Origin of the sequence: Roseiconus nitratireducens (assembly GCF_008629675.1) — a bacterium.
GTDB lineage: Bacteria > Planctomycetota > Planctomycetia > Pirellulales > Pirellulaceae > Stieleria > Stieleria nitratireducens.
This window is the reverse complement of record NZ_VWOX01000005.1, coordinates 203,468-222,462: the sequence shown is the minus strand read 5'-3', so window position 1 is coordinate 222,462 and position 18,995 is coordinate 203,468. Positions and strand designations below refer to the sequence as shown.

Annotated in this window: 15 protein-coding genes; 14 read left to right on the top strand and 1 reads right to left on the bottom strand. The window is 59.7% G+C overall.

The genetic code is table 11. From position 1 onward, the window contains the following. Nucleotides 1–220 precede the first annotated feature (220 nt). The 12 genes from FYK55_RS11055 (at nt 221) to hypB (ending at nt 15,223) form a co-directional block, all read left to right on the top strand. Nucleotides 221–1,987: a sulfatase-like hydrolase/transferase gene (locus tag FYK55_RS11055; protein ID WP_161604431.1), complete on the top strand. Its 1,767-nt coding sequence runs from the start codon at nt 221–223 to the stop codon at nt 1,985–1,987. A 238-nt stretch (nt 1,988–2,225) separates the two neighbouring features. Then, entirely contained in the window at nt 2,226–3,647 is a 1,422-nt protein-coding gene (locus tag FYK55_RS11050; protein ID WP_150076468.1) for a glycosyltransferase family 2 protein, read from the top strand. A 160-nt stretch (nt 3,648–3,807) separates the two neighbouring features. Continuing rightward, nucleotides 3,808–4,998: an LptF/LptG family permease gene (locus tag FYK55_RS11045; protein WP_150076467.1), complete on the top strand. Its 1,191-nt coding sequence runs from the start codon at nt 3,808–3,810 to the stop codon at nt 4,996–4,998. Nucleotides 4,999–5,112: 114 nt separating this feature from the next. Then, a complete protein-coding gene (locus FYK55_RS11040) occupies nt 5,113–6,756 on the top strand; it encodes an ArnT family glycosyltransferase (protein ID WP_161604429.1) in 1,644 nt (547 codons plus the stop codon). A 63-nt stretch (nt 6,757–6,819) separates the two neighbouring features. Continuing rightward, nucleotides 6,820–7,755: a DUF1207 domain-containing protein gene (locus FYK55_RS11035; protein WP_235908601.1), complete on the top strand. Its 936-nt coding sequence runs from the start codon at nt 6,820–6,822 to the stop codon at nt 7,753–7,755. A 261-nt stretch (nt 7,756–8,016) separates the two neighbouring features. Next, entirely contained in the window at nt 8,017–10,497 is a 2,481-nt protein-coding gene (gene hypF / locus FYK55_RS11030; RefSeq protein WP_150076464.1) for a carbamoyltransferase HypF, read from the top strand. Nucleotides 10,498–10,615: 118 nt separating this feature from the next. Beyond that, nucleotides 10,616–10,891 (top strand): HypC/HybG/HupF family hydrogenase formation chaperone, encoded by a 276-nt coding sequence (locus tag FYK55_RS11025; RefSeq protein ID WP_150076463.1) that lies wholly within the window; start codon nt 10,616–10,618, stop codon nt 10,889–10,891. Next, complete coding sequence (hypD, locus tag FYK55_RS11020; protein ID WP_150076462.1) at nt 10,888–11,997, top strand: hydrogenase formation protein HypD; 1,110 nt, start codon at nt 10,888–10,890, stop codon at nt 11,995–11,997. The genes FYK55_RS11025 and hypD overlap by 4 nt, the downstream gene beginning before the upstream one ends. Nucleotides 11,998–12,004: 7 nt before the next feature. Continuing rightward, a complete protein-coding gene (hypE, locus tag FYK55_RS11015) occupies nt 12,005–13,090 on the top strand; it encodes a hydrogenase expression/formation protein HypE (protein WP_150076461.1) in 1,086 nt (361 codons plus the stop codon). A gap of 90 nt (nt 13,091–13,180) precedes the next feature. Beyond that, nucleotides 13,181–14,065, top strand: coding sequence for a formate/nitrite transporter family protein (locus tag FYK55_RS11010; protein WP_150076460.1), 885 nt, complete (start codon nt 13,181–13,183; stop codon nt 14,063–14,065). Nucleotides 14,066–14,123: 58 nt separating this feature from the next. Further along, entirely contained in the window at nt 14,124–14,486 is a 363-nt protein-coding gene (hypA, locus tag FYK55_RS11005; RefSeq protein ID WP_150076459.1) for a hydrogenase maturation nickel metallochaperone HypA, read from the top strand. Further along, a complete protein-coding gene (gene hypB, locus FYK55_RS11000) occupies nt 14,483–15,223 on the top strand; it encodes a hydrogenase nickel incorporation protein HypB (RefSeq protein WP_150076458.1) in 741 nt (246 codons plus the stop codon). The genes hypA and hypB overlap by 4 nt, the downstream gene beginning before the upstream one ends. 123 nt (nt 15,224–15,346) lie before the next feature. Here the strand turns inward: hypB and FYK55_RS10995 are convergent, their stop codons facing one another. Beyond that, a complete protein-coding gene (locus tag FYK55_RS10995; protein ID WP_150076457.1) occupies nt 15,347–17,209 on the bottom strand; it encodes a carbamoyltransferase family protein in 1,863 nt (620 codons plus the stop codon). Between the two features lie 141 nt (nt 17,210–17,350). On the opposite strand from FYK55_RS10995, the gene FYK55_RS10990 reads away from it, so the two are divergent. Together FYK55_RS10990 and FYK55_RS10985 are read left to right on the top strand one after the other, a co-directional pair. Then, nucleotides 17,351–17,575, top strand: a complete 225-nt coding sequence (locus FYK55_RS10990) for a hypothetical protein (RefSeq protein ID WP_150076456.1) — start codon at nt 17,351–17,353, stop codon at nt 17,573–17,575. Then, the gene (locus tag FYK55_RS10985) at nt 17,568–18,944 is read left to right on the top strand and encodes a hypothetical protein (protein ID WP_150076455.1); all 1,377 of its coding nucleotides are present in this window, start codon (nt 17,568–17,570) and stop codon (nt 18,942–18,944) included. The genes FYK55_RS10990 and FYK55_RS10985 overlap by 8 nt, the downstream gene beginning before the upstream one ends. The last annotated feature ends 51 nt before the right edge of the window (nt 18,945–18,995 follow it).

The window sequence follows — 18,995 nt, the reverse complement described above, 5'->3', positions numbered from 1 at the left end:
GGCTTGGTCTAATTGGCAACCATTGATGCGGAGGACCCACGATGCGCAATTTCAAGCGATGAGCGGCAGATCCGGCAAGATTTGCCGGCGTGGTTGCTGCAAAATGCGCGAGTGGGGCTGTTTGCCCGCCTTGCAGGGGCCGTGCGGACCGGGAACGATCCCGTGTCCAGGTTGCCAAGCTTCGAATCGGGAGGTCGGTTTGAATATCCAGGATAAAAGCGTGCTTCAATGGTCGTCGGTCGGCGGCGCTAACTTGTTGGCGTCCGCCATGCGGATGGGTGTCGTTGTGTGGGCCGGATGGTTCGCCGTTGCTGCCAGAACGGCCGTTGCCGTTGACCCGCCAAAACGTCCGGACGTGTTGCTGATCTGTATCGATGACTTGCGACCGGAACTCGGTTGCTACGGCGCGGCTCACATGGAAACGCCCCAGATCGATCGTTTGGCGTCCAGCGGTGTCGCCTTCGATCGTTGCTACGTTCAGGTGGCAGTATGCAATCCGTCGCGAGCGAGCACGTGGACGGGTTTGCGGCCGGCACGGCTGAACGTCTACGACCTGCGCGTTCATTTTCGCGAGACCATGCCGGATGCCGTGACGGTGTTTCAACACCTTCGGAACAACGGTTACCACTGCGAAAGTCTGGGAAAGATCTTTCACAACCCCTGGCCGGATCCGCAGTCCTGGGACCGGCCACACGAATGGGGCGAGGGTAGCTACACGCACTACACGCCCGAACAACAAGCCTTTCGAAAGAAAGTCGAAGCCAGCCTTCCCACCGACGCTTGGCAAAAAGGCAACCTGCGCGGTGTGATCACCAACGATCCCGACATCGATGATGCGGAGCACCGTGATGGTTCGCTGACACTGAAGTCGATCGAGCGGATGAAGGCTTTGCAAAACGCCGGGAATCCGTATCTGCTGGCGGTCGGGCTGACTCTGCCGCACCTCCCCTGGGCCTCGCCGAAGTCATGGTGGGACCGATACGATCGGCAAACATTACCGCTACCAACCATTGTCACTCCGCCGGATGGAGCGCCGGAGATTGCGGTGGGAACCAATTACGAGCTTTCGCACTACGCCGACATGGTCGAGATGCCGACGCCGTATTCAGGAACCCTTTCGGAATCGCAAACAAGACGTTTGCGTCATGCCTATTTCGCGTCCGTCTCTTTCGTTGATGCCCAGGTCGGAAAGCTGCTCGATGCACTGGACGAATCCGGGCGACGTGATGACACGGTGGTGATTCTCTGGAGCGACCACGGATACAAACTGGGAGAGCTCAACGGTTGGGGCAAGATGACCAACTACGAGATTGACACGCGAATCCCCCTGATCATTCGTGACCCGCGCGCCGCCGCGAACGGCCTACGCTGCAATCAATTGGTCGAGTCGCTGGACGTCTTTCCCACCATTTGCGAATTGACCGGTGCACCCGTTCCCGACGAAATCGATGGTCGCAGCGTCGTCCCTTTGCTGAAGAATCCGGACGGACATCATCACGAGGCCGCGTTCAGCCAGTACGTTCGGAAGTCAATGATCGGCAATGCGATGCGAACGGACCGCTGGCGTTACGTCGAATGGCGGCGGATGGACGACGCCAGCCTGCAGTTCCGGGAGTTGTATGACCATCAGCTCGATCCTGGAGAAACGCGAAACGTCGTGGCGGATCACCCCGAACAGGCCGAGCGATTGAGCGAACGGATGGGCCGGACTCTGATTGCCGAGCCGATCGATTTGCGGGGGACGATCCGTTCTCGTCAGGGCGGAACTCAAAAGCAATGTCGATGGATCAACGGGTACCCCGGCCCGGTCCGCATCACCTGGATCAATCCTCGCGGGCAGCGAAAGAAGGTTTGGAAACTGGAAGCGGGCGAGGATCGTGATTTGCGAACGTTTGAAGGACATGTGTTCGCAGTCGAAAGCCTGGACGGACGCTATCACCAGCACGTGCGAATCGGCAATGATCGCGAGCTTCGGCTGGGAAGCTGAGGCCGGACGGAGGGATTGCTCGGTCGGAGCAAGCCATGGACGCCGCCCGACCGGGCCCGCCGGTCTGTCGATCGATCCGTCTGTCGATCGATCGGCGTGTCCCCAGACCATTCGCGAGTCCCGGTCCATGGCTTGTTCTACTAAAAACCTAAAAGTTCGGGTTGTGTCGAGACGCGGGCAATCCATAGGATTCGCTGGTCTACTAATTCATTCGTAATTCAACCACAGGGGTGCAAGGATGCACTCAGACGATTCAAGGATCGGAGATCCGCCTGCCGGAGAAAATTTTCCCGACGGCCGTCGGCCGTCTGACGCTCCATCGATCTCCCTGGTCTTGCCGGCCTGGAACGAAGCCGAGGTCATTCAGACGGCGATCGCGGAGGCCGATGCCGCGCTACGCCAAGTCACGGGAAGCTACGAAATCATCGTGGTCGATGACGGCAGCACCGACGAAACCGCCGCAAAGGTCCGCGAAGCAGCGGCGACGAACTCCGCCATCAAGTTGATCCAACATTCTCCGAACCGGGGTTACGGTGCGGCGCTGCGGACCGGCTTTGCCGCGGCAGAAATGGAACGGGTAGTTTTTACCGATGCGGATTGCCAATTCGATTTGAACGAACTGGACCGATTTGTCCTGCTCTCTCGCGACTATGAAGTCGTTTGTGGGTATCGAATCGACCGCAAGGACACGCCGCTCCGCTGCCTCTATTCCAAGGTCTACAACTTGCTGGTCCGGTGCTTGCTCGGCACCGGCGTGCGAGACGTGGATTGTGCGTTGAAAATGTTCCATCGCGACGTTGTCAGGGACTTGCCAATCACGGGCAACGGATTCCTGGTAAACTCCGAGATCCTGGTCCAGACCCATCGGAAAGGCCGTCGGCTGGTCGAAGTGGGAGTGTCCCATCGGCCCCGAACGCTGGGAGCGAGCACGGTTTCGGTGAAGCACATTCCGAAGGTGCTTTCGGAGCTGACGCGGTACTGGTGGAATGAGTCGAAGTTTCCGTGCGACCCGAAGAAAGATCGATTGGGAAGCGAGCAGCTCACGGGCCGGCAGGTCACACGATTCAGGTCGGCTCAGGCGTTGATTCGGACCATCTGTATTGTGGGGTTCCTGTTCGCCGCCGTCGTCCATCTGAGATCCGGTGGCGGGTGGGCATGGACGATCGTCTGGTGCAGCTCGTGGATGGTGCTGCAATTCGCCGCGCTGCTGCTGTGGCGGATTCGCAAGGGCGCCCAGTACTCGTGGGCAATGGCAACCGGCGTCTCGCTGCTTTTTGCGGCGATGGTGACGCAAACGCTTGACGCACGACGTTCGCTACCTCATTTGCGCGAGTCATCCATCCAGACGGTCGAGCTGGCATCCAGTCGGTCGATTGACGTGTCGGACCGGGAAGTGCCCGACCCGCCGTCAAACGTTCAAACACTCGCGATGGCCGATTCGACGGCTGCCGGTGAACCCGACTGGTCAGCGACGTCTCCCGGAGCGGGACACTGTCTGCTGGTCGTCAAAGATCCGGAAACGGCTCGGCGACTATCCGATCAATTGCCCGGCGGACTTCGGATGACTCGGGTCGCAGAGCGGGGGGCGTTGATCATCTACGACTTGCTTGCCACACCGGAAACTCCGCGAATCGCCGAGCGTCCGGAGGTGAATCGATGAACCCGATCATGCGGCCATTCCGAATGGCCCTGATCTGGTGCAGACGCTACCGGCAGGCCCGCCAACGGCGCGCGGAATATTGGCGGTTGCTGGAGATTGACCACGTGTTTGATCTGGCCAGGGAGCTTGAGTCGGTGAAAGACGAGGGGCGAAAAGGATCATGACGAGAATTCAACTGCGAATCGCTCGCGACATTTCGGTCATCTTCGTCGTGTCGCTGTTCGCCATCACGACGATGGTGATGTTCATTGGCGTTTTTCGGGAATCATTGAATCAGGGGTTGGGCCTGGTCGGCGTTGTCCGGATGTTGCCCTTCGCGCTTCCCAATGCATTGTCGGTCGCTGTTCCGGGGACGGCCCTGTTCAGTGTCTGTTGCGTCTACGGACGCATGTCTGCGGACAATGAATTCACGGCGATGCAATCGGTCGGAATCTCACTGATGCCGGCGGTCTGGCCGGCGATCGTGATCACAAGTTGCTTGAGTCTGGCAACCGTGGGGCTGATCAACGTCGCGTTCACCTGGGGATTCAATGGCATTCAAGATGTCGTGATTTCGTCGGTCGAGCGGATCGCCTACGACGTGTTGGAGCGAGAACACAGCTTCAAACACGACAAGATTTCCATGGTCGTTCGTGACGTTCAAGGCAGGAAGCTGGTCGAACCCGTCATCAACATTCAGCGGCCCGATGGTGAGATGATCACGATCAATGCGCGAACGGCGGAACTGCGATACGACCCCGAATCCGAGGGCATCGAGCTGAGTATCACCAACGGGATGGCAAAACTTGGTGACAAGGCCGCATTCCATTTTCCCAACACGTTGAAGCAGGTGATCCCGGTCGGCACCACACCGGATGACGATCTGTTGACGGCCCACCCGTCTCACATGCCGATGCACGATTTGCCGAAAGCTTCGATCCGGCAACAACAAGATATTCGCCGACGGGAATGCGAAGCGACGGTGCATGTCGCATTCGATCTCTTGAGGTCTCGACCGGAAGCAATCAGCAACGCCGACGCGCAGAATCGACAGCGTGCGTTGTCATCCAGCCGCAAACGGTTGCATCGATTGGATACCGAAATGCACCGGCGGTGGGCCAGCGGATTCACCTGCCTGGCGATCGCAATGATCGGAATTCCATTGGCCATTCGGATGAAGGCATCCGACATGATGGCGACGTTCGGAACCGTCTTCTTGCCCACCGTTCTCGTCTACTACCCGGTGTTTGCATTGACGTTGGACATGGCAAAGGACGGCCGGTTGGCAGCTCACGACGTTTGGATCGCCAATCTTCTTTGCATCGGCATCAGCGTGATCATGATGCGGAAACTTGTTTATCAACCGGCATAAGGAAGCATGCTGAATCCGTACAAGAACAGAATGAGAACGGTTTGGAATACCGAGCTCTTTCCGGCGCAGTCGCAACGAAGCGTTTCAGAGGGCGGGTGTTGGAGGCGGGGTCGCTTGGGAGCCGCATGGATTGTGCTGCTGGGACTCGCGTCGGTCGTGCTGTTTCCAAATCTGTCGTATCCGTTGATCGAACCCGACGAAACGCGATACGCGCAGATTGCACTGGAAATGGTGCAGTCGCGTGACTGGGTCACTCCGACCCTGGGAGGGCAAGCGTACCTGGACAAGCCGCCCTTAATGTACTGGTTGACCGCGACCTCCTTCTCCATTTTCGGCCCGAACGTCGCCGCGGCGCGGTTGCCATCAATTCTTTCAGCCATGGCAACGGTCGTGCTGTGGTTTGCTTGGGGGCGGCGGGTTCTGGGCGATCGAGCGGCCTGGCTGGGTGCGGTTTCGCTGACACTCTGTGGCGGATTCGTGGTGGCCGGGCGATTCTTGATTCTGGATTCGCTATTGACCCTGTTCACAACCGCCTGCCTGTTGGCCGGGTACATTGCCCTTCGCGAAGACAGGACGTGTTGGAGGTGGTGGATGACGTCAGCGACGTTGTGCGCGCTGGGAATCCTGGCCAAAGGACCCGTCGCCCTGGTGTTGTGCGTTCCGATTCTGATCGCTAACGGATGGCTTTGCGACAATCAGACGCGCCCCCGCTGGTCACATTGGGTGATGTTTTCGATCCCGGTTTTGGTCATTTGTGTTCCGTGGTACTTCGCCGTGGCGACGTTCAATCCGGAGTTCGTCGACTACTTTTTCTGGGAGCACAATTTCAAACGGTTCACCGAAGGATCCAACCACCGAGAACCGTTCTGGTTTTACATCCCGGTGGTGTTTGCCGCGATGTTTCCCTCGTCGCTGTTGCTACCTTCAGCCATTGTTTTCTTGTTCCGTCGCCGTGAGCGAAGTCGCCTGTTGCGATCGAAAGATTTGGGGTTCTTGGCGTGCGGCTCCGCTTGGATTCTGTTTTTCTTTTCGGTATCCAGTTGCAAATTGCCGCCGTACATCTTGCCGTCGCTTCCGCTGCTGGCGGGGATGCTGGGCGTGATGCTTGATCAGACCGTCCTGGAACACCAGACGCCCTGTCGCCTTGCCAAGTTCCTGCGTCCATTTCCACAGCGAGCGACGATGATACTCGCGCTGGCGTGTTTTGCCGTGATCGCCGTCGACACTTGGATCGGGCAGACAATCGCGACGCGTTGTCAAGTGGCGGCCGTGCTGTGCGTGGCGGCGTTCGTCGTGGCGATCGTTCTTCGAAACCGTCCCGTCGCGTTCGGTCGGTCGGCCTGGTGGGGAACGACCTGCGTGGCGACAGTGGTGCTCTGGTTGACGGTCGCTCAGCTTGTGCCCACGATCGCCCGCGATCGGTCTGCGTTGGTCGAGACGCGAAAGATGGCGTCCTCGCATCCTGATGCGACGATCGTTTTCTTCGGCGAAAAGCCGTATGGGGCTCGGTTTCATTTGTCGGAATCAGCAACCGTCTACTTTCCCGTTGAAATGAAATCCGAGTTCGTCGGGTTCTTGAGACAGCAAGGTGACGTGGTCCTGGTAACGGACGATTTCTGGATCAATCGAACGCAGGCTGCGGTGTGTGGCACGCATCGGCTGGTTGCCAGCACCGGCCACAAGCATGTTTATTTTGGTCAATGCGTGAGCCGACCGGTCGCGTCGGTCGTCGATGTTCAGGCCGGGGTCAAACGCTGAATGGCCGGTTCAGATCAGCCCGAGTGGGCTGGCCCAACGGGGGCGTTCGATAGCAGGTGGGGCGTGGCGACGGTTCGACTGGTGCTGATTGGCTGGATCACTGTTCGGGCTTCACTGTCGCTGACGGCCAGCGAATTGCCAACGCTGTTCGCCGAGAGTCGAATGCTGATCGATCAGGTCGATGCGGATTGCGATTCGATTTGTCAAGCACTTCGGTCAGCTCCCGCCGCGGAGCTTCCCTACGACTGGCAACTGTTGCCGGACGGATTGCTCTGGCATTCCTACCTAGCCGCACCCCATGAACCTCGCATCTCGTCCTTGCTGTTTCACACAAACGACGGGGGATCTTATTGGGACGCGACCTTGGGGGGCCGCGTCGGACTGTTGCGATATGGGACCCGCGGCGCGAATCGGCCTCGCGGTTTGCAGTGGGATCTGGAAGGCGCCGTGATCACTCGCTTGGATCTGCTGCATGCTGAAGACGTGGAGTCAATGGATTATCGCTTCGGAACGGAGATCACGGCTGCCGAAGGGGCCTGGGCGATGAAATTTGGCTATTTCCATGTCAGCTCCCACGTCGGCGACGAATACCTGGTTCGGAATCACTCGTTCGAACGAATCAACTACGTGACGGAGTCTTGGATCATCGGCGGCAGCTACCGGCCGATCGAATCGGTGCGTTTGTATGGCGAGTTTGCGAACGCCTTTTCTGTCTCCGGTGGGGCGCAGCGCTATCAATATCAGACCGGGGCCGAGTTCACGCCCGATCCCGGTTCCACTTGTCGCGCGATGCCGTTTGCAGCAATCAATCTGAATTTTCGCGAAGCCGTCGACTACGATGTCTCAACGACCGTGCAACTGGGCTGGTGTTTTCAGAGTTCACTGTCCGGGCGTCGGTTGCGGTTCGGTGCTCAATACGGCGACGGACCGACCAGCCAATACGCCTTCTTCACCCGTCGGGAGGCCTCTCTGGGGTTGGGCGTCTGGTTTGACTATTGAATGATCCCGGCGATCTCGAAGCTTGTTCGAAACGATACCTCGGACAACCTTTCATGGAAGCGGAGAACCTGTTGACTCTCGACTCGTTATAGCGGCCGGGCCCAGACGCTGGTCGACACGCGGTGGTCGGCACGCGTCTTTCACGCGGTGGCGGGTGCGGCTACCCTGAAGTGGCAGCGTCCAGTTGGCGGTTGTCCGCGGGGACCGTGAGCTGCTGGATTGGGGTGGCAACATGGCCGCTGTGCCCAGGTGAGACCATTGATGACACGTGACGCGCCCGAGCCAAGCCGGCAGACACAAACGCCCAACGTTCGTGCCGAAAGCGGTCCTTCGGGGGCTCGACAGCGACTTGCGATCACGGTCACGGGCGTGGTCCAAGGGGTCGGGTTTCGTCCGTTCATTCACACGCTCGCTTTGCGTTTCGGACTTTCCGGATCCGTCAAGAATCATTCCGGCGAGGTTCGGATCCAGGTCCAGGGCGAACCGACGATGTTGACCGGTTTCCTGGACGGTTTGCGGTCACAAGCCCCCGGGCTGTCCAGCATCGACCGGCTGGATTGGACGGAGATTCCCGTTCGCCCGGAGACCGGATTTGCCATCCTTCCCAGCGACGAAGAAGGGACAGCAGGGCAGATATTCGTTTCACCGGATCTGGCGACCTGCCCGGCATGCCGCCGAGAGCTCTTTGACCCCTCGGACCGCCGCTATCGCTACGCGTTCTTGAATTGCACCGATTGCGGCCCGCGACTGACAATCATCCGGCGGGCCCCGTACGATCGCGGCAACACAACGATGGCGGGTTTTGAGATGTGCGATTGTTGTCGCGCCGAATACAGCGACCCGGCGAATCGGCGGTTTCATGCCCAGCCGGTCGCCTGCCCAGAGTGCGGACCCCAATTGACGTTGCTGGATGATCAGGGAGTTGCTTTGGACAGCTCCGATCCGATCGATGCGTTCGTCGACAAATTGCGGTGTGGTGGAATCGGCGCCCTGAAGGGTTTGGGGGGGTACCATCTGGTCGCCGCGGCCACGAACGCCATGGCAATTGACAGGTTGCGTCAACGCAAACAACGGGATGAAAAGCCCTTCGCCGTGATGGTTCGGGACGCCGCCGTCGCCGCAGCGTATTGTCATCTGAGTTCCGCGGAGCGGGAGCGCTTGGTTTGTCGCCAACGTCCGATCGTGTTGTTGACGGCACGCTCCGAGGGATTAGGCGTTCGGGCACCGCGACCGATCAGCGATCTTGTTGCACCCGACAATCCCAATCTGGGTGTCATGTTGCCCTACACGCCACTGCACGAATTGCTGTTTCAGGCTTGGGGCGACGAACCCTTGGTGATGACCAGTGGCAATCGCAGCGACGAACCAATCGCCTTTGAAGATGCCGACGCCATTGACCGATTGCGCGGGATCGCCGATCTGTTCTTAGTTCACAATCGACCCATCCGTGTTCGCTGTGACGATTCCGTCACACGCGTCGTCGGCGACAGTGAGAGACCGGTGCGACGTTCTCGCGGATACGCGCCCCTGCCGATCACGCTGCCGTTTGATTGTCCGGTGCCCATGCTCGCAGTGGGGGGGCAATTGAAAAACGTGTTCGCACTCGCCCGTGGGGACAAGGCGTTTCTCAGTCACCACATCGGAGACCTGGATCATTTGGAAGCCTATCGGGCATTTGTTTCAGACGTGCGCTTGTACGAACAGCTGTTCGACATCAAACCGAACCTGATTGCCCACGATTTGCATCCGGATTATCAATCGACGATCTACGCCGAACAACGTCATCGCGATGAAGCCATGCGGTTACTCCCCGTCCAGCACCACCACGCACATTTGGCGAGCTGTCTTGCCGAGCACGGACTGGTGGGAAACGCGATTGGCGTTGTGTTCGATGGCAGCGGGTACGGGATGGACGGCTCGGTGTGGGGCGGTGAGTTCCTGGTCGGTGGGTATGCGACGGCCGATCGGGTCGCGTTCCTGCGTCCGGTGCGACTGCCGGGAGGAGATCGCGCCGCGCGAGAGCCTTGGCGGATGGCACTCAGCTATCTGCATGACGCCGGGTGTCAAAGTGAGTGGTGGGTGACGGAGCATCTGGCGAGATTCCATCCCACGCCCGGGGATGAGTCACTTCGCTTGACCCGGCAGATGATCCAGCGCGGTCTGAATTCACCCTGGACCTCCAGCGCGGGACGCTTGTTCGACGCGGTTGCCGCGTTGCTGGGGATCCGACAAACGATCAGTTTTGAAGGCCAGGCGGCAATGCAATTGGAAGCTCTGGCCTGGCAATGCAGTTCCGATCGCAGTTACTCGTCCGGAACCATTTCGAATGCGAGTTTGGGCAGCAAGCATGCGATGTCCGGGCGCGAACCGCCGGTGTCGGAATCAGCGGAACGATGGTCGCCGGGGAGCTGCCCGGAGGTCATCGACACCCGGCCGTTGATTCGAGCGGTCGTTGCCGATATTCGTCGCGGAACCCCCGCGGTGACCGTTGCCCGACAGTTCCACAACACGTTGGCAATCATGATCAGCGACAAGTGTGCGGAAATAGCACGCTGTGTCGAATTGGACCGAGTGGTCTTGAGCGGTGGCGTATTCATGAACGCGTTGTTGAGCCAGCTGGTGGAAGAGAAGCTGATTTCAAAGAACTTGCGTGTCTACCAACACCATCGTGTCCCAGCGAACGATGGAGGGTTGGCGCTGGGGCAAGTCGCGGTCGCGGCGCACCGTTTGCTCGATTCTTAGACGTTCCCGTTTGGAGCGCGCGATACGTCGCGCTCCGGTGACTTGGCTTGGTGAGACAGAGGGAACGGCGGACTTAGGGAAACAACGATTTTTTTCAGGCTCGAAACTTTGTACGGCCATGTGTCTTGGGATCCCGGGGAAAATCGTTCAGACCTATCGAGAGCACGACGTCCTGATGGGGAAAGTCGACTTTGGCGGGATCTTCAAGCTCGTCTGCTTAAGTTTGACGCCGGAGGCCGAGGTCGGTCGGTACGTCGTCGTGCACGTCGGTTTTGCGCTGCAGGTGATTGACGAAACGGAGGCAAACAAGGTGTTTGAATTCCTCCAGTACATGGACGATCTCGGGGAGCTGGACGATGGCGGGCCGGACGAAGAGATGGAGATCCAGCCGTGAGGTACCAGCAGGAGTATCGTGACCCGGCCGCGGCCAGGAAGTTGCAACACGCGATCGCGGAAATCACGACGCGGCCATGGAGCATCATGGAAGTCTGCGGAGGTCAAACGCACACGATTGTGCGATACGGCATCGACGAGCTGTTGCCCGAGAAAATTCAGCTGGTGCACGGACCGGGGTGTCCGGTGTGCGTGACACCATTGGAATTGATCGACAAAGCGATCGAGATCGCGTCTCGTGACGACGTCATCTTTTGCTCCTTCGGCGACATGCTGCGTGTCCCCGGCAGCCATCGCGATTTGTTTGACGTCAAGGCAGCTGGTGGGGACGTGCGCGTCGTCTATTCTCCGTTGGACGCGTTGAAGATCGCGGATCAGAATCCGAATCGCACCGTGGTGTTCTTTGCCGTCGGATTTGAGACGACGGCGCCGGCCAACGCGATGGCGGTCTGGCAAGCCAAACGTCGACACATCGACAATTTTGCCGTGCTGGTTTCACACGTCTTGGTGCCGCCGGCGATGGAGGCGATCCTGTCGTCGCCAACGAACCGCGTACAGGGTTTCTTGGGCGCCGGTCATGTCTGTTCGGTGATGGGCTACGAAGAGTACGAGCCGCTGGCGGAAAAGTACCACTTGCCGATTGTCGTGACCGGTTTTGAGCCGATCGATTTACTCGAAGGCATCTACCGTTGCGTGCGAATGTTGGAACAGGGTCGTGTCGGCGTGGACAACCAGTACGCGCGTGCGGTGCGACGTGGTGGAAGTCCGTCGGCACGTGGTTTGATGGACGACGTGTTCCAGGTCAGCGATCGCAAGTGGCGTGGCATCGGCGTGATCCCCCGGAGCGGATATCGTCTGCGGGAGGAGTATCAGCGATTCGATGCCGAACATCGGTTCTCCGTTGAGCAGCTGCAAGTCAGGGAATCCGAAACCTGCCTCAGCGGCATGATCCTGCAGGGAACTCGAAAGCCCAGCGAATGTCCTGCATTCGGCAGGGAGTGCACGCCGGAACATCCGTTGGGGGCCACGATGGTTTCGTCCGAAGGCGCTTGTGCGGCCTACTATCATCACGGACGTTTTCGTGAAGCAACCGCGATGGAATCGTAGAAGCAAAATGACAAACGCGGCTGATTTCGACCGATCGGTTTGCCCGACGCCCCGGCAGGATCATGAACGGGTTTTGTTGGGGCACGGAAGCGGTGGCCGATTGAGCGCGGATCTAGTCGGTCGCGTTTTTTTACCCGAGTTCGGCAACGAGGTGCTCTCGGCGTTGGAGGATGCTGCGACGCTGACGATCGATCCGCGCGGAGAAGCAACGCGCGATCAGGCCAATCGAATCGCGTTCACCACGGATTCGTTTGTCGTCAAGCCGCTGTTCTTTCCCGGCGGTGACATCGGCAAGCTGGCGGTTCATGGAACGGTCAACGATCTGGCCGTCTCGGGGGCGCAGCCGTTGTACCTGTCGGCGGCGTTCATTCTGGAAGAAGGTTTCCAGATTGATCCGTTGCGCCGCATTGTCCGTTCGATGCGTCAGGCATGCGCCGCCGCCGGCGTCGCGCTGGTCACCGGGGACACCAAGGTCGTTGATCGAGGGAAAGGGGATCAGATTTTCATCACGACGACCGGCATCGGGGTTCACCGCGTCGATCGCGATCTTTCGATTCACAACGCACGCCCCGGCGACGCGGTGATCGTTTCAGGAACGATCGGTGATCACGGCATCACGATCATGTCGACCCGCGAGGGCATCGAGTTTGAGACCGCGTTGGAAAGTGACACGGCCCCCTTGAACGGCCTGGTCGAAGCAATGTTGGAAGCCTGTCCGACGATTCGAGCGATGCGCGATCCGACGCGGGGCGGTGTTTCCAGCACGCTGAACGAGCTGGCGGTCGCTTCTCATGTGGGCATCGTCTTGGACGAAGCCTCGCTGCCGGTCAAGCCGGCGGTGCATTCGGCATGCGAAATGCTCGGGTTGGACCCACTGTATGTTGCCAACGAAGGAAAGCTGATCGCGGTGGTTCCTGGGGACCGGGCGGAGCCGCTGGTTGAAGTGATGCGGCGGCATCCACTGGGGCGAGACGCGGCGGTGATCGGTCGCGTCGTCTCGGAGCATCCCGCGATGGTGGTTTTGCGAAACGCGATCGGCGGACAGCGTGTCGTCAGTCTGCTGGCCGGTGAACAGTTGCCGAGGATCTGCTGATGGACGTGATCATGGGGAACACGTTACCTGACGCTTGGCAGCAATGTTTCTTGATCCGACCGTGAATGTTGCACCCGACGGCAAATCCCGATGAACAACCAGAGCGACGAACCTTCGGCATCGGACGTGTTCACCGAGGGCATCTCCGGGGGAGAAGTATCCCATTCCGACGAACCAAAGAAGCCGTCTCAGGAGATCATGCGGCAGGAACTGAAGGAGGCTTTGGCGGCCTTCGACCGTTCAACGTCGCGGTTGTTCTTCTCCGGGCTGGCTGCGGGGCTGGAGATCGGTTTCAGCCTGTTTCTGATCGCGGTGATGCGGACCCTGTCCGGGGAAGGCCTGCCACCGGCGATTCACGCATTGCTGATCGCGACGATGTACTCTTTCGGCTTCATCCTCGTGATTCTGGGCCGATCGGAACTGTTCACCGAACAAACCAGTTTGGCCGTGTTGCCGGTCTTGAGCCGTCGGGCGTCGTTCAAGGGGTTGCTTCGGTTGTGGACGGTTGTGTACGTCGCCAACTTGATCGGTGCTGCGGCGTCGGCGGGGCTGATCACCTACATCGGGCCCGCTCTGGGCGTGATCGACAGGCAAGTGTTTGGCGAAATCGCCTCCGATGTCGTCCACTACCCGCCACAGGTGATCTTGGTCAGTGGGGTGCTGGCCGGTTGGCTGATGGGGTTGTTGTCCTGGTTGGTCGCCGCCGGACGCGAAACGGTCAGCCAAATCTTGATCATCTGGCTGGTGACGGCGACCATCGGTTTGGGACATTTGCACCACAGCATCGTCGGCAGCGTGGAACTGTTCGCGGGAATCTTCAGTGGCGGAGGGACGACGCTTGCCGATTTCGCTTACTTTCTCGTTTGGACCACGCTGGGAAACGCGATCGGTGGTCCGTTCTTTCTGGCGCTGTTGAAGTACACGCACGCGCGGCCACTGGACAGACACGAATCGCACGGACGGCGCAACCAATGAGTTTTCGGGGCCGGCGTCGGCGTGATTCCGTCGTTGTTCAATTTCAATCTGCAGCACCATGCATGAACTATCGATCGCACTGAGTATTCTCGATATCGCCAACGAACAGTTGCATGATCACGGCGATGCCGAAGTGCTTGCCATCCACTTGAAATTGGGACGGATGTCCGGTGTGGTCAAGGAGGCGCTGGTTTCCGCGTTCGAATTGGCTCGAGAGGGTACGAAGTTGGAACAGGCGCAGCTTGTGATCGAGGACATTCCGGTGATGCTTCATTGCCGGACTTGCCAGTGCGAGCGACCGGCGGAATCGATGCAGAGCCTGCGATGTGCCGTTTGCGGCGGTTTGTCAGCCGAAATCACGCGGGGTCACGAGCTGGAAGTCTTTGCCATGGAATTGGAACCTATGGAGGCAACACCATGAAACGTCAGACCAGGTTGGTCGAAGTCCGCACCAGGATCTTGAAAGAGAATGATGTCACGGCCAGAAGACTGAGGCAACGCTTTCAAGACGACAAGGTGTTCGTTGTCAGTTTGGTGTCCAGTCCGGGATCCGGCAAAACCATGTTCCTGGAAAAGACGCTGGAGCGACTGCGCGAAGGGGGCTGGCGCGTGGCAGCCCTTGTCGGCGATTTGGCGACCGAGAACGACGCCGCGCGGCTCGGGCGCGCCCGAGTTCCGGTTCGCCAGATCACCACGGGAACCGTCTGTCATCTGGAAGCGACGATGGTCGAAACGGCTCTCGAGGGTTGGTCAATTCCGGACCTGGATTTTCTGTTCATCGAAAACGTCGGCAACCTGGTTTGTCCGGCAACCTACGACCTTGGCGAAGACCTACGTCTGGTGTTGTTCTCGACCACCGAAGGCGAGGACAAACCGCTGAAATACCCCACCATCTTCAACACGGCGGATCTGGCGGTGATCACGAAGATGGACCTGGCGACCGCGGTCGAGTTCGATGCCGAAGCGGCACGAAAGAACATTGGGGAGGTTCGCCCCGGCATGGAGATTCTGGAAGTCTCCGCCAAGAGCGGTGCGATGATGGATGCATGGTTGGACTCCCTCCGGCAGCGGAAGCACGATCGCGAAGAAGACCGCTCAACCCCCAAAGGAGCGAATTCGAGTGAGCTGGCCGATCCGCTGGGACGCCCCGCCGGTTGATGGGGCGCGACACCGTTTCCCCCTTTTTGATCTTCTCGAAGGACGCGTCACCAGATTTGCCAGAGTGTGGTCGTCCGCCGTCTGGCGATCGCGACGACGGGAAGCGTGGGGGCGTGGTCGAGATCAATCCAACGCGAACGAAGCCAAATGCTGTTCGGTGTTGATCCGATTCGCGTGCGGTTGTTTGGCTTTTAATAGCACCAGTTTTTCAACGACCAACACGTCGATGTCGGTGGCCATGAAGCATCGATAGGCGTCTTCCGGTGTAGCGACGATCGGCTCGCCGCGGACGTTGAAGCTGGTGTTGATCAGGACCGGGCAACCGGTCCGCTGATGAAACTTGCGCAGCAGCATTTCTAACGGTGGATTCCTGACCGAATCGACGGTTTGGACCCGTGCCGAATAGTCGACGTGGGTCACGGCGGGAATGTCACTGCGTTGCCGGTTCACGCGTTCCAGGAGCGCCTCGGGTGCGGGGGCGCCTGCGTTTGCACCGTTTTCTTCGTCGGGAGCCACGCAGCGGTGGGAATCGGCGACCGGGAAGACCAGCAACATGTAGGGGCTTTCGGCGTCGCCAGGGACATCAAAGAATTCCTGCGCGTATTCACGCAACACGATCGGAGCGAAGGGACGAAAGCTTTCTCGCATTTTGATCTTCAGGTTCATCACCGACTGCATTTTCGGCGAACGGGGGTCACCCAGAATGCTTCGGTTTCCAAGCGCCCTCGGACCGAACTCCATGCGGCCCTGGAACCGTCCCACGACGTTTCCGTCGGCAAGTTTCTCGGCGACGGTCGCTGCAAGTTGTTGCTCGGAGTCAAACGTCTCGAAGACCGCACCCAGCGTTTGCAACCGCGAGGCGGCGTCGGATGGTGAAAAGCCGGGGCCCAGCAGGCTTCCCGCCTGAGCATCCGGAAAAGTGACCCGCCGGGGTTCTTGCATCAGTTCGTGCCAGATCAACAACGCCACCCCCAGCGCCCCACCGGCATCGCCCGCCGCGGGCTGGATCCACAGTTCGTCAAACGGGCCGTCGCGCAACAGCTTTCCGTTGGCGACGCAGTTGAGCGCGACGCCGCCGGCAAGGCACAACCGCGACATCCCGGTTTTGTGATGCAAGTGAGCCGCGGTTTTCAGCACGACCTCCTCGGTCACCTCCTGAATCGATGCGGCAAGATCCATGTCCAACGTTTCGATTCGCGATTCCATTGGTCGGGGTCCGCGTCCGAACAACTGGTGGAACCGTCGGGACGTCATCGTCAATCCCTGGCAGTAATTGAAGTAGCTCAGGTCCAGGGTGAAGGAGCCATCGTCGCGGATCCGAATCAGTTTGTCGCGAATCAGTTGGGCGTAACGAGGCTGGCCGTAGGGCGCCAAACCCATCAGCTTGTACTCACCCGAATTGACGCGGAACCCGGTGTAATACGTGAATGCGCTGTAGAGCAGTCCCAACGAATGGGGAAACCGCAATTCCTGCATCAGTTCGATGGAACGCCCCCGTCCGACGCCCAGGCTGCTGGTGGCCCATTCGCCCACGCCGTCCATGGTCATGATGGCGGCTTCTTCAAACGGGCTGGGGAAGAAGGCGCTGGCCGCGTGCGACTCGTGATGTTCACAAAAGATCAATCGTCGACGGAATCGGTCGTCCAGTGAACGCCGGATCTCGCGGCGCAGGCGGAGTTTCTGTCCGATCCACTGCGGCATCGCCGTCAGGTAGGAACGAATCCCCGACGGCGCGAAACTGAGATACGTTTCCAGCAACCGATCAAATTTCAGCAGCGGCTTCTCGTAGAAGCCGACGTAGTCCAATTGTTCGATCGTCAGCCCTGCCTGTTGCAGGCAAGCGTCGACGGCTTGCTTTGGAAACGAGGCGTCGTGTTTGATCCGCGAGAACCGTTCTTCTTGGGCCGCGGCGACGATCTGTCCGTCGATTACCAGGGCGGCCGCCGAATCGTGATAGAAGGCCGAAATTCCTAGGATCGATGTCATGGACGCACGCGGAGGGATACCGAAGGTCAGCAGATTCACTATTATCGGGCGACGTCGAAAATGGCGAAAGGGAACTGACGAAATTTCCGCCACGCTGGCCCCGCGTTGGTCGCCGATCCTGAACCCGCGGCACCCACCGAGATGACTTTCGAGAGCGAATCGCAAGCCGGCTCGGTCGCCGTCGTCGCCTGGCAGGCGATGCCCGCCGTGTTTCCTCAGTCGGGCCGTGGCGTGGGTGGGCTGGAGACGGCCGCCTGGACTTTCGCAAAAGGTTTGGCCCAGCGGACCGACTGGTCGCCCGCGATGGTCTTCCGCTCGCGGCAACCGCTTCCGGCCGATCGCGTTGGGGGATTTGCCATTGGGTGAACCCACCAAGCACGAACGTGAAGGTTCGGGATCCGCTCTCGCCCGCTGGGTGGCGTTGTTTCAGTTGGACCGGACGTTGCTCTTTGCGCTGTCGTCCCGCGTCTGGCAGGCGGCATCCGGTCCGATCACGATTGCGCTTGTCATTCATTTTCTTTCGGGCGCCGAGCAGGGTGTGTATTACAGCCTGGTCAGCATTGTCGGCGTGCAAGCGTTTTTTGAATTGGGCTTGCTGAACGTGTTGATCAGTCAGGCCGGTCACGCGCAGGCAGCCGTGCAGGCGGACGGCCCAACAGACAGTGCCGCGGAGCGTCTGCGGCAGTTGGTGCGATCGTCCCGGCGGTGGTTTGCGGTGGCGGCGGTTCTGTACGCGGTTGCGGCGTGGGTGTTTGGGACGGGGGTCTTCGGTCACAGCGATGCTCCCTCGGGTTGGGAGCCAGCGCTCGCGCTGGTTGTTCCAATGTCAGCCGCCTCGTTGGCCTTGTCTCCGGTGCTCGCACTGTTGGAGGGCATCGGGCAACGACAGTACGTGTATGGATTGCGGCTGTTGCAAATGATGGCCGGAAGCGTTGCCGTGTGGTTGGCGCTGTGGATGGGGCTGGGGCTGTACGCGTTGGTTGCGGCAACCGCGGTGCAGGCGATCTGCTTGTTGATCGCGTCCGCCAGGTTAAAGCGAGAGTTGCCGCGGACCGATGCGGTTCATGTCGGCGCGATCGCAACGGACGAGAATCTCGACGACCCGGAGGTATTCCGCTGGACACGGGACGTGTTGCCGCTGCAGTGGCGGGTGGCGGTGATCAGCGCCGCGTACCATTTCGCGACGCAATTGTTTCCGCTGATTCTGATGACTTACCACGGCAGTGTTGCGTCGGGCCGTTTAGGAATGACATTGACGGTCACCACCGCGATTCAAATGTTGGCACTCAGTTGGGTGCAGACAAAGTACAGCGTCGCGGCGCGGCATCACGGGGCCGGGGCGCGTGAGGTTGCCGGAGAGATGTGGCGACGCACGGCCGTGATTTCCGGCATCGTGCTGGCGGCGGGTTTTCTGGTTTTGGCCGCGATCATCCCCGCGCTCGGTTGGATTCGGCCCAGCTTGCCGCAGCGATTCATCGAGCCCGGCCAGGTGTTGTGGTTGGGGCTGGGGGCGCTCGCCAATCACGGCGTCGCCTTGCAATCGTTCTACGTCCTGTCCCGTGGCGGGCGGCCCTTTCTGGTCGCTTCGCTGATCGGGTTGTTGACCTGTGGATTCGGGGTCTGGGCCGCCGGATACGCCTTCGGCACGACCGGAATTGTCGTCGCTTACGCCGCGGCCATGACCCTGGTCTTCCTGCCGCTGCACACCTGGGTGTATTTCCAGTTTCGGCGCTGAGCCACCCGGCGATTCGCGACCCGGCGACACCGTTCGCTGGGATCGTGACGC

Coding starts and splice junctions, on each gene's coding strand:
- FYK55_RS11050 (WP_150076468.1), top strand. CDS start 2,226: ATGCACTCAGACGATTCAAGGATCGGAGATCCGCCTGCCGGAGAAAAT.
- hypF (WP_150076464.1), top strand. CDS start 8,017: ATGACACGTGACGCGCCCGAGCCAAGCCGGCAGACACAAACGCCCAAC.
- FYK55_RS11045 (WP_150076467.1), top strand. CDS start 3,808: ATGACGAGAATTCAACTGCGAATCGCTCGCGACATTTCGGTCATCTTC.
- FYK55_RS10990 (WP_150076456.1), top strand. CDS start 17,351: ATGACTTTCGAGAGCGAATCGCAAGCCGGCTCGGTCGCCGTCGTCGCC.
- hypB (WP_150076458.1), top strand. CDS start 14,483: ATGAAACGTCAGACCAGGTTGGTCGAAGTCCGCACCAGGATCTTGAAA.
- FYK55_RS11010 (WP_150076460.1), top strand. CDS start 13,181: ATGAACAACCAGAGCGACGAACCTTCGGCATCGGACGTGTTCACCGAG.
- FYK55_RS10995 (WP_150076457.1), bottom strand. CDS start 17,209: ATGACATCGATCCTAGGAATTTCGGCCTTCTATCACGATTCGGCGGCC.
- hypA (WP_150076459.1), top strand. CDS start 14,124: ATGCATGAACTATCGATCGCACTGAGTATTCTCGATATCGCCAACGAA.
- FYK55_RS11025 (WP_150076463.1), top strand. CDS start 10,616: ATGTGTCTTGGGATCCCGGGGAAAATCGTTCAGACCTATCGAGAGCAC.
- hypE (WP_150076461.1), top strand. CDS start 12,005: ATGACAAACGCGGCTGATTTCGACCGATCGGTTTGCCCGACGCCCCGG.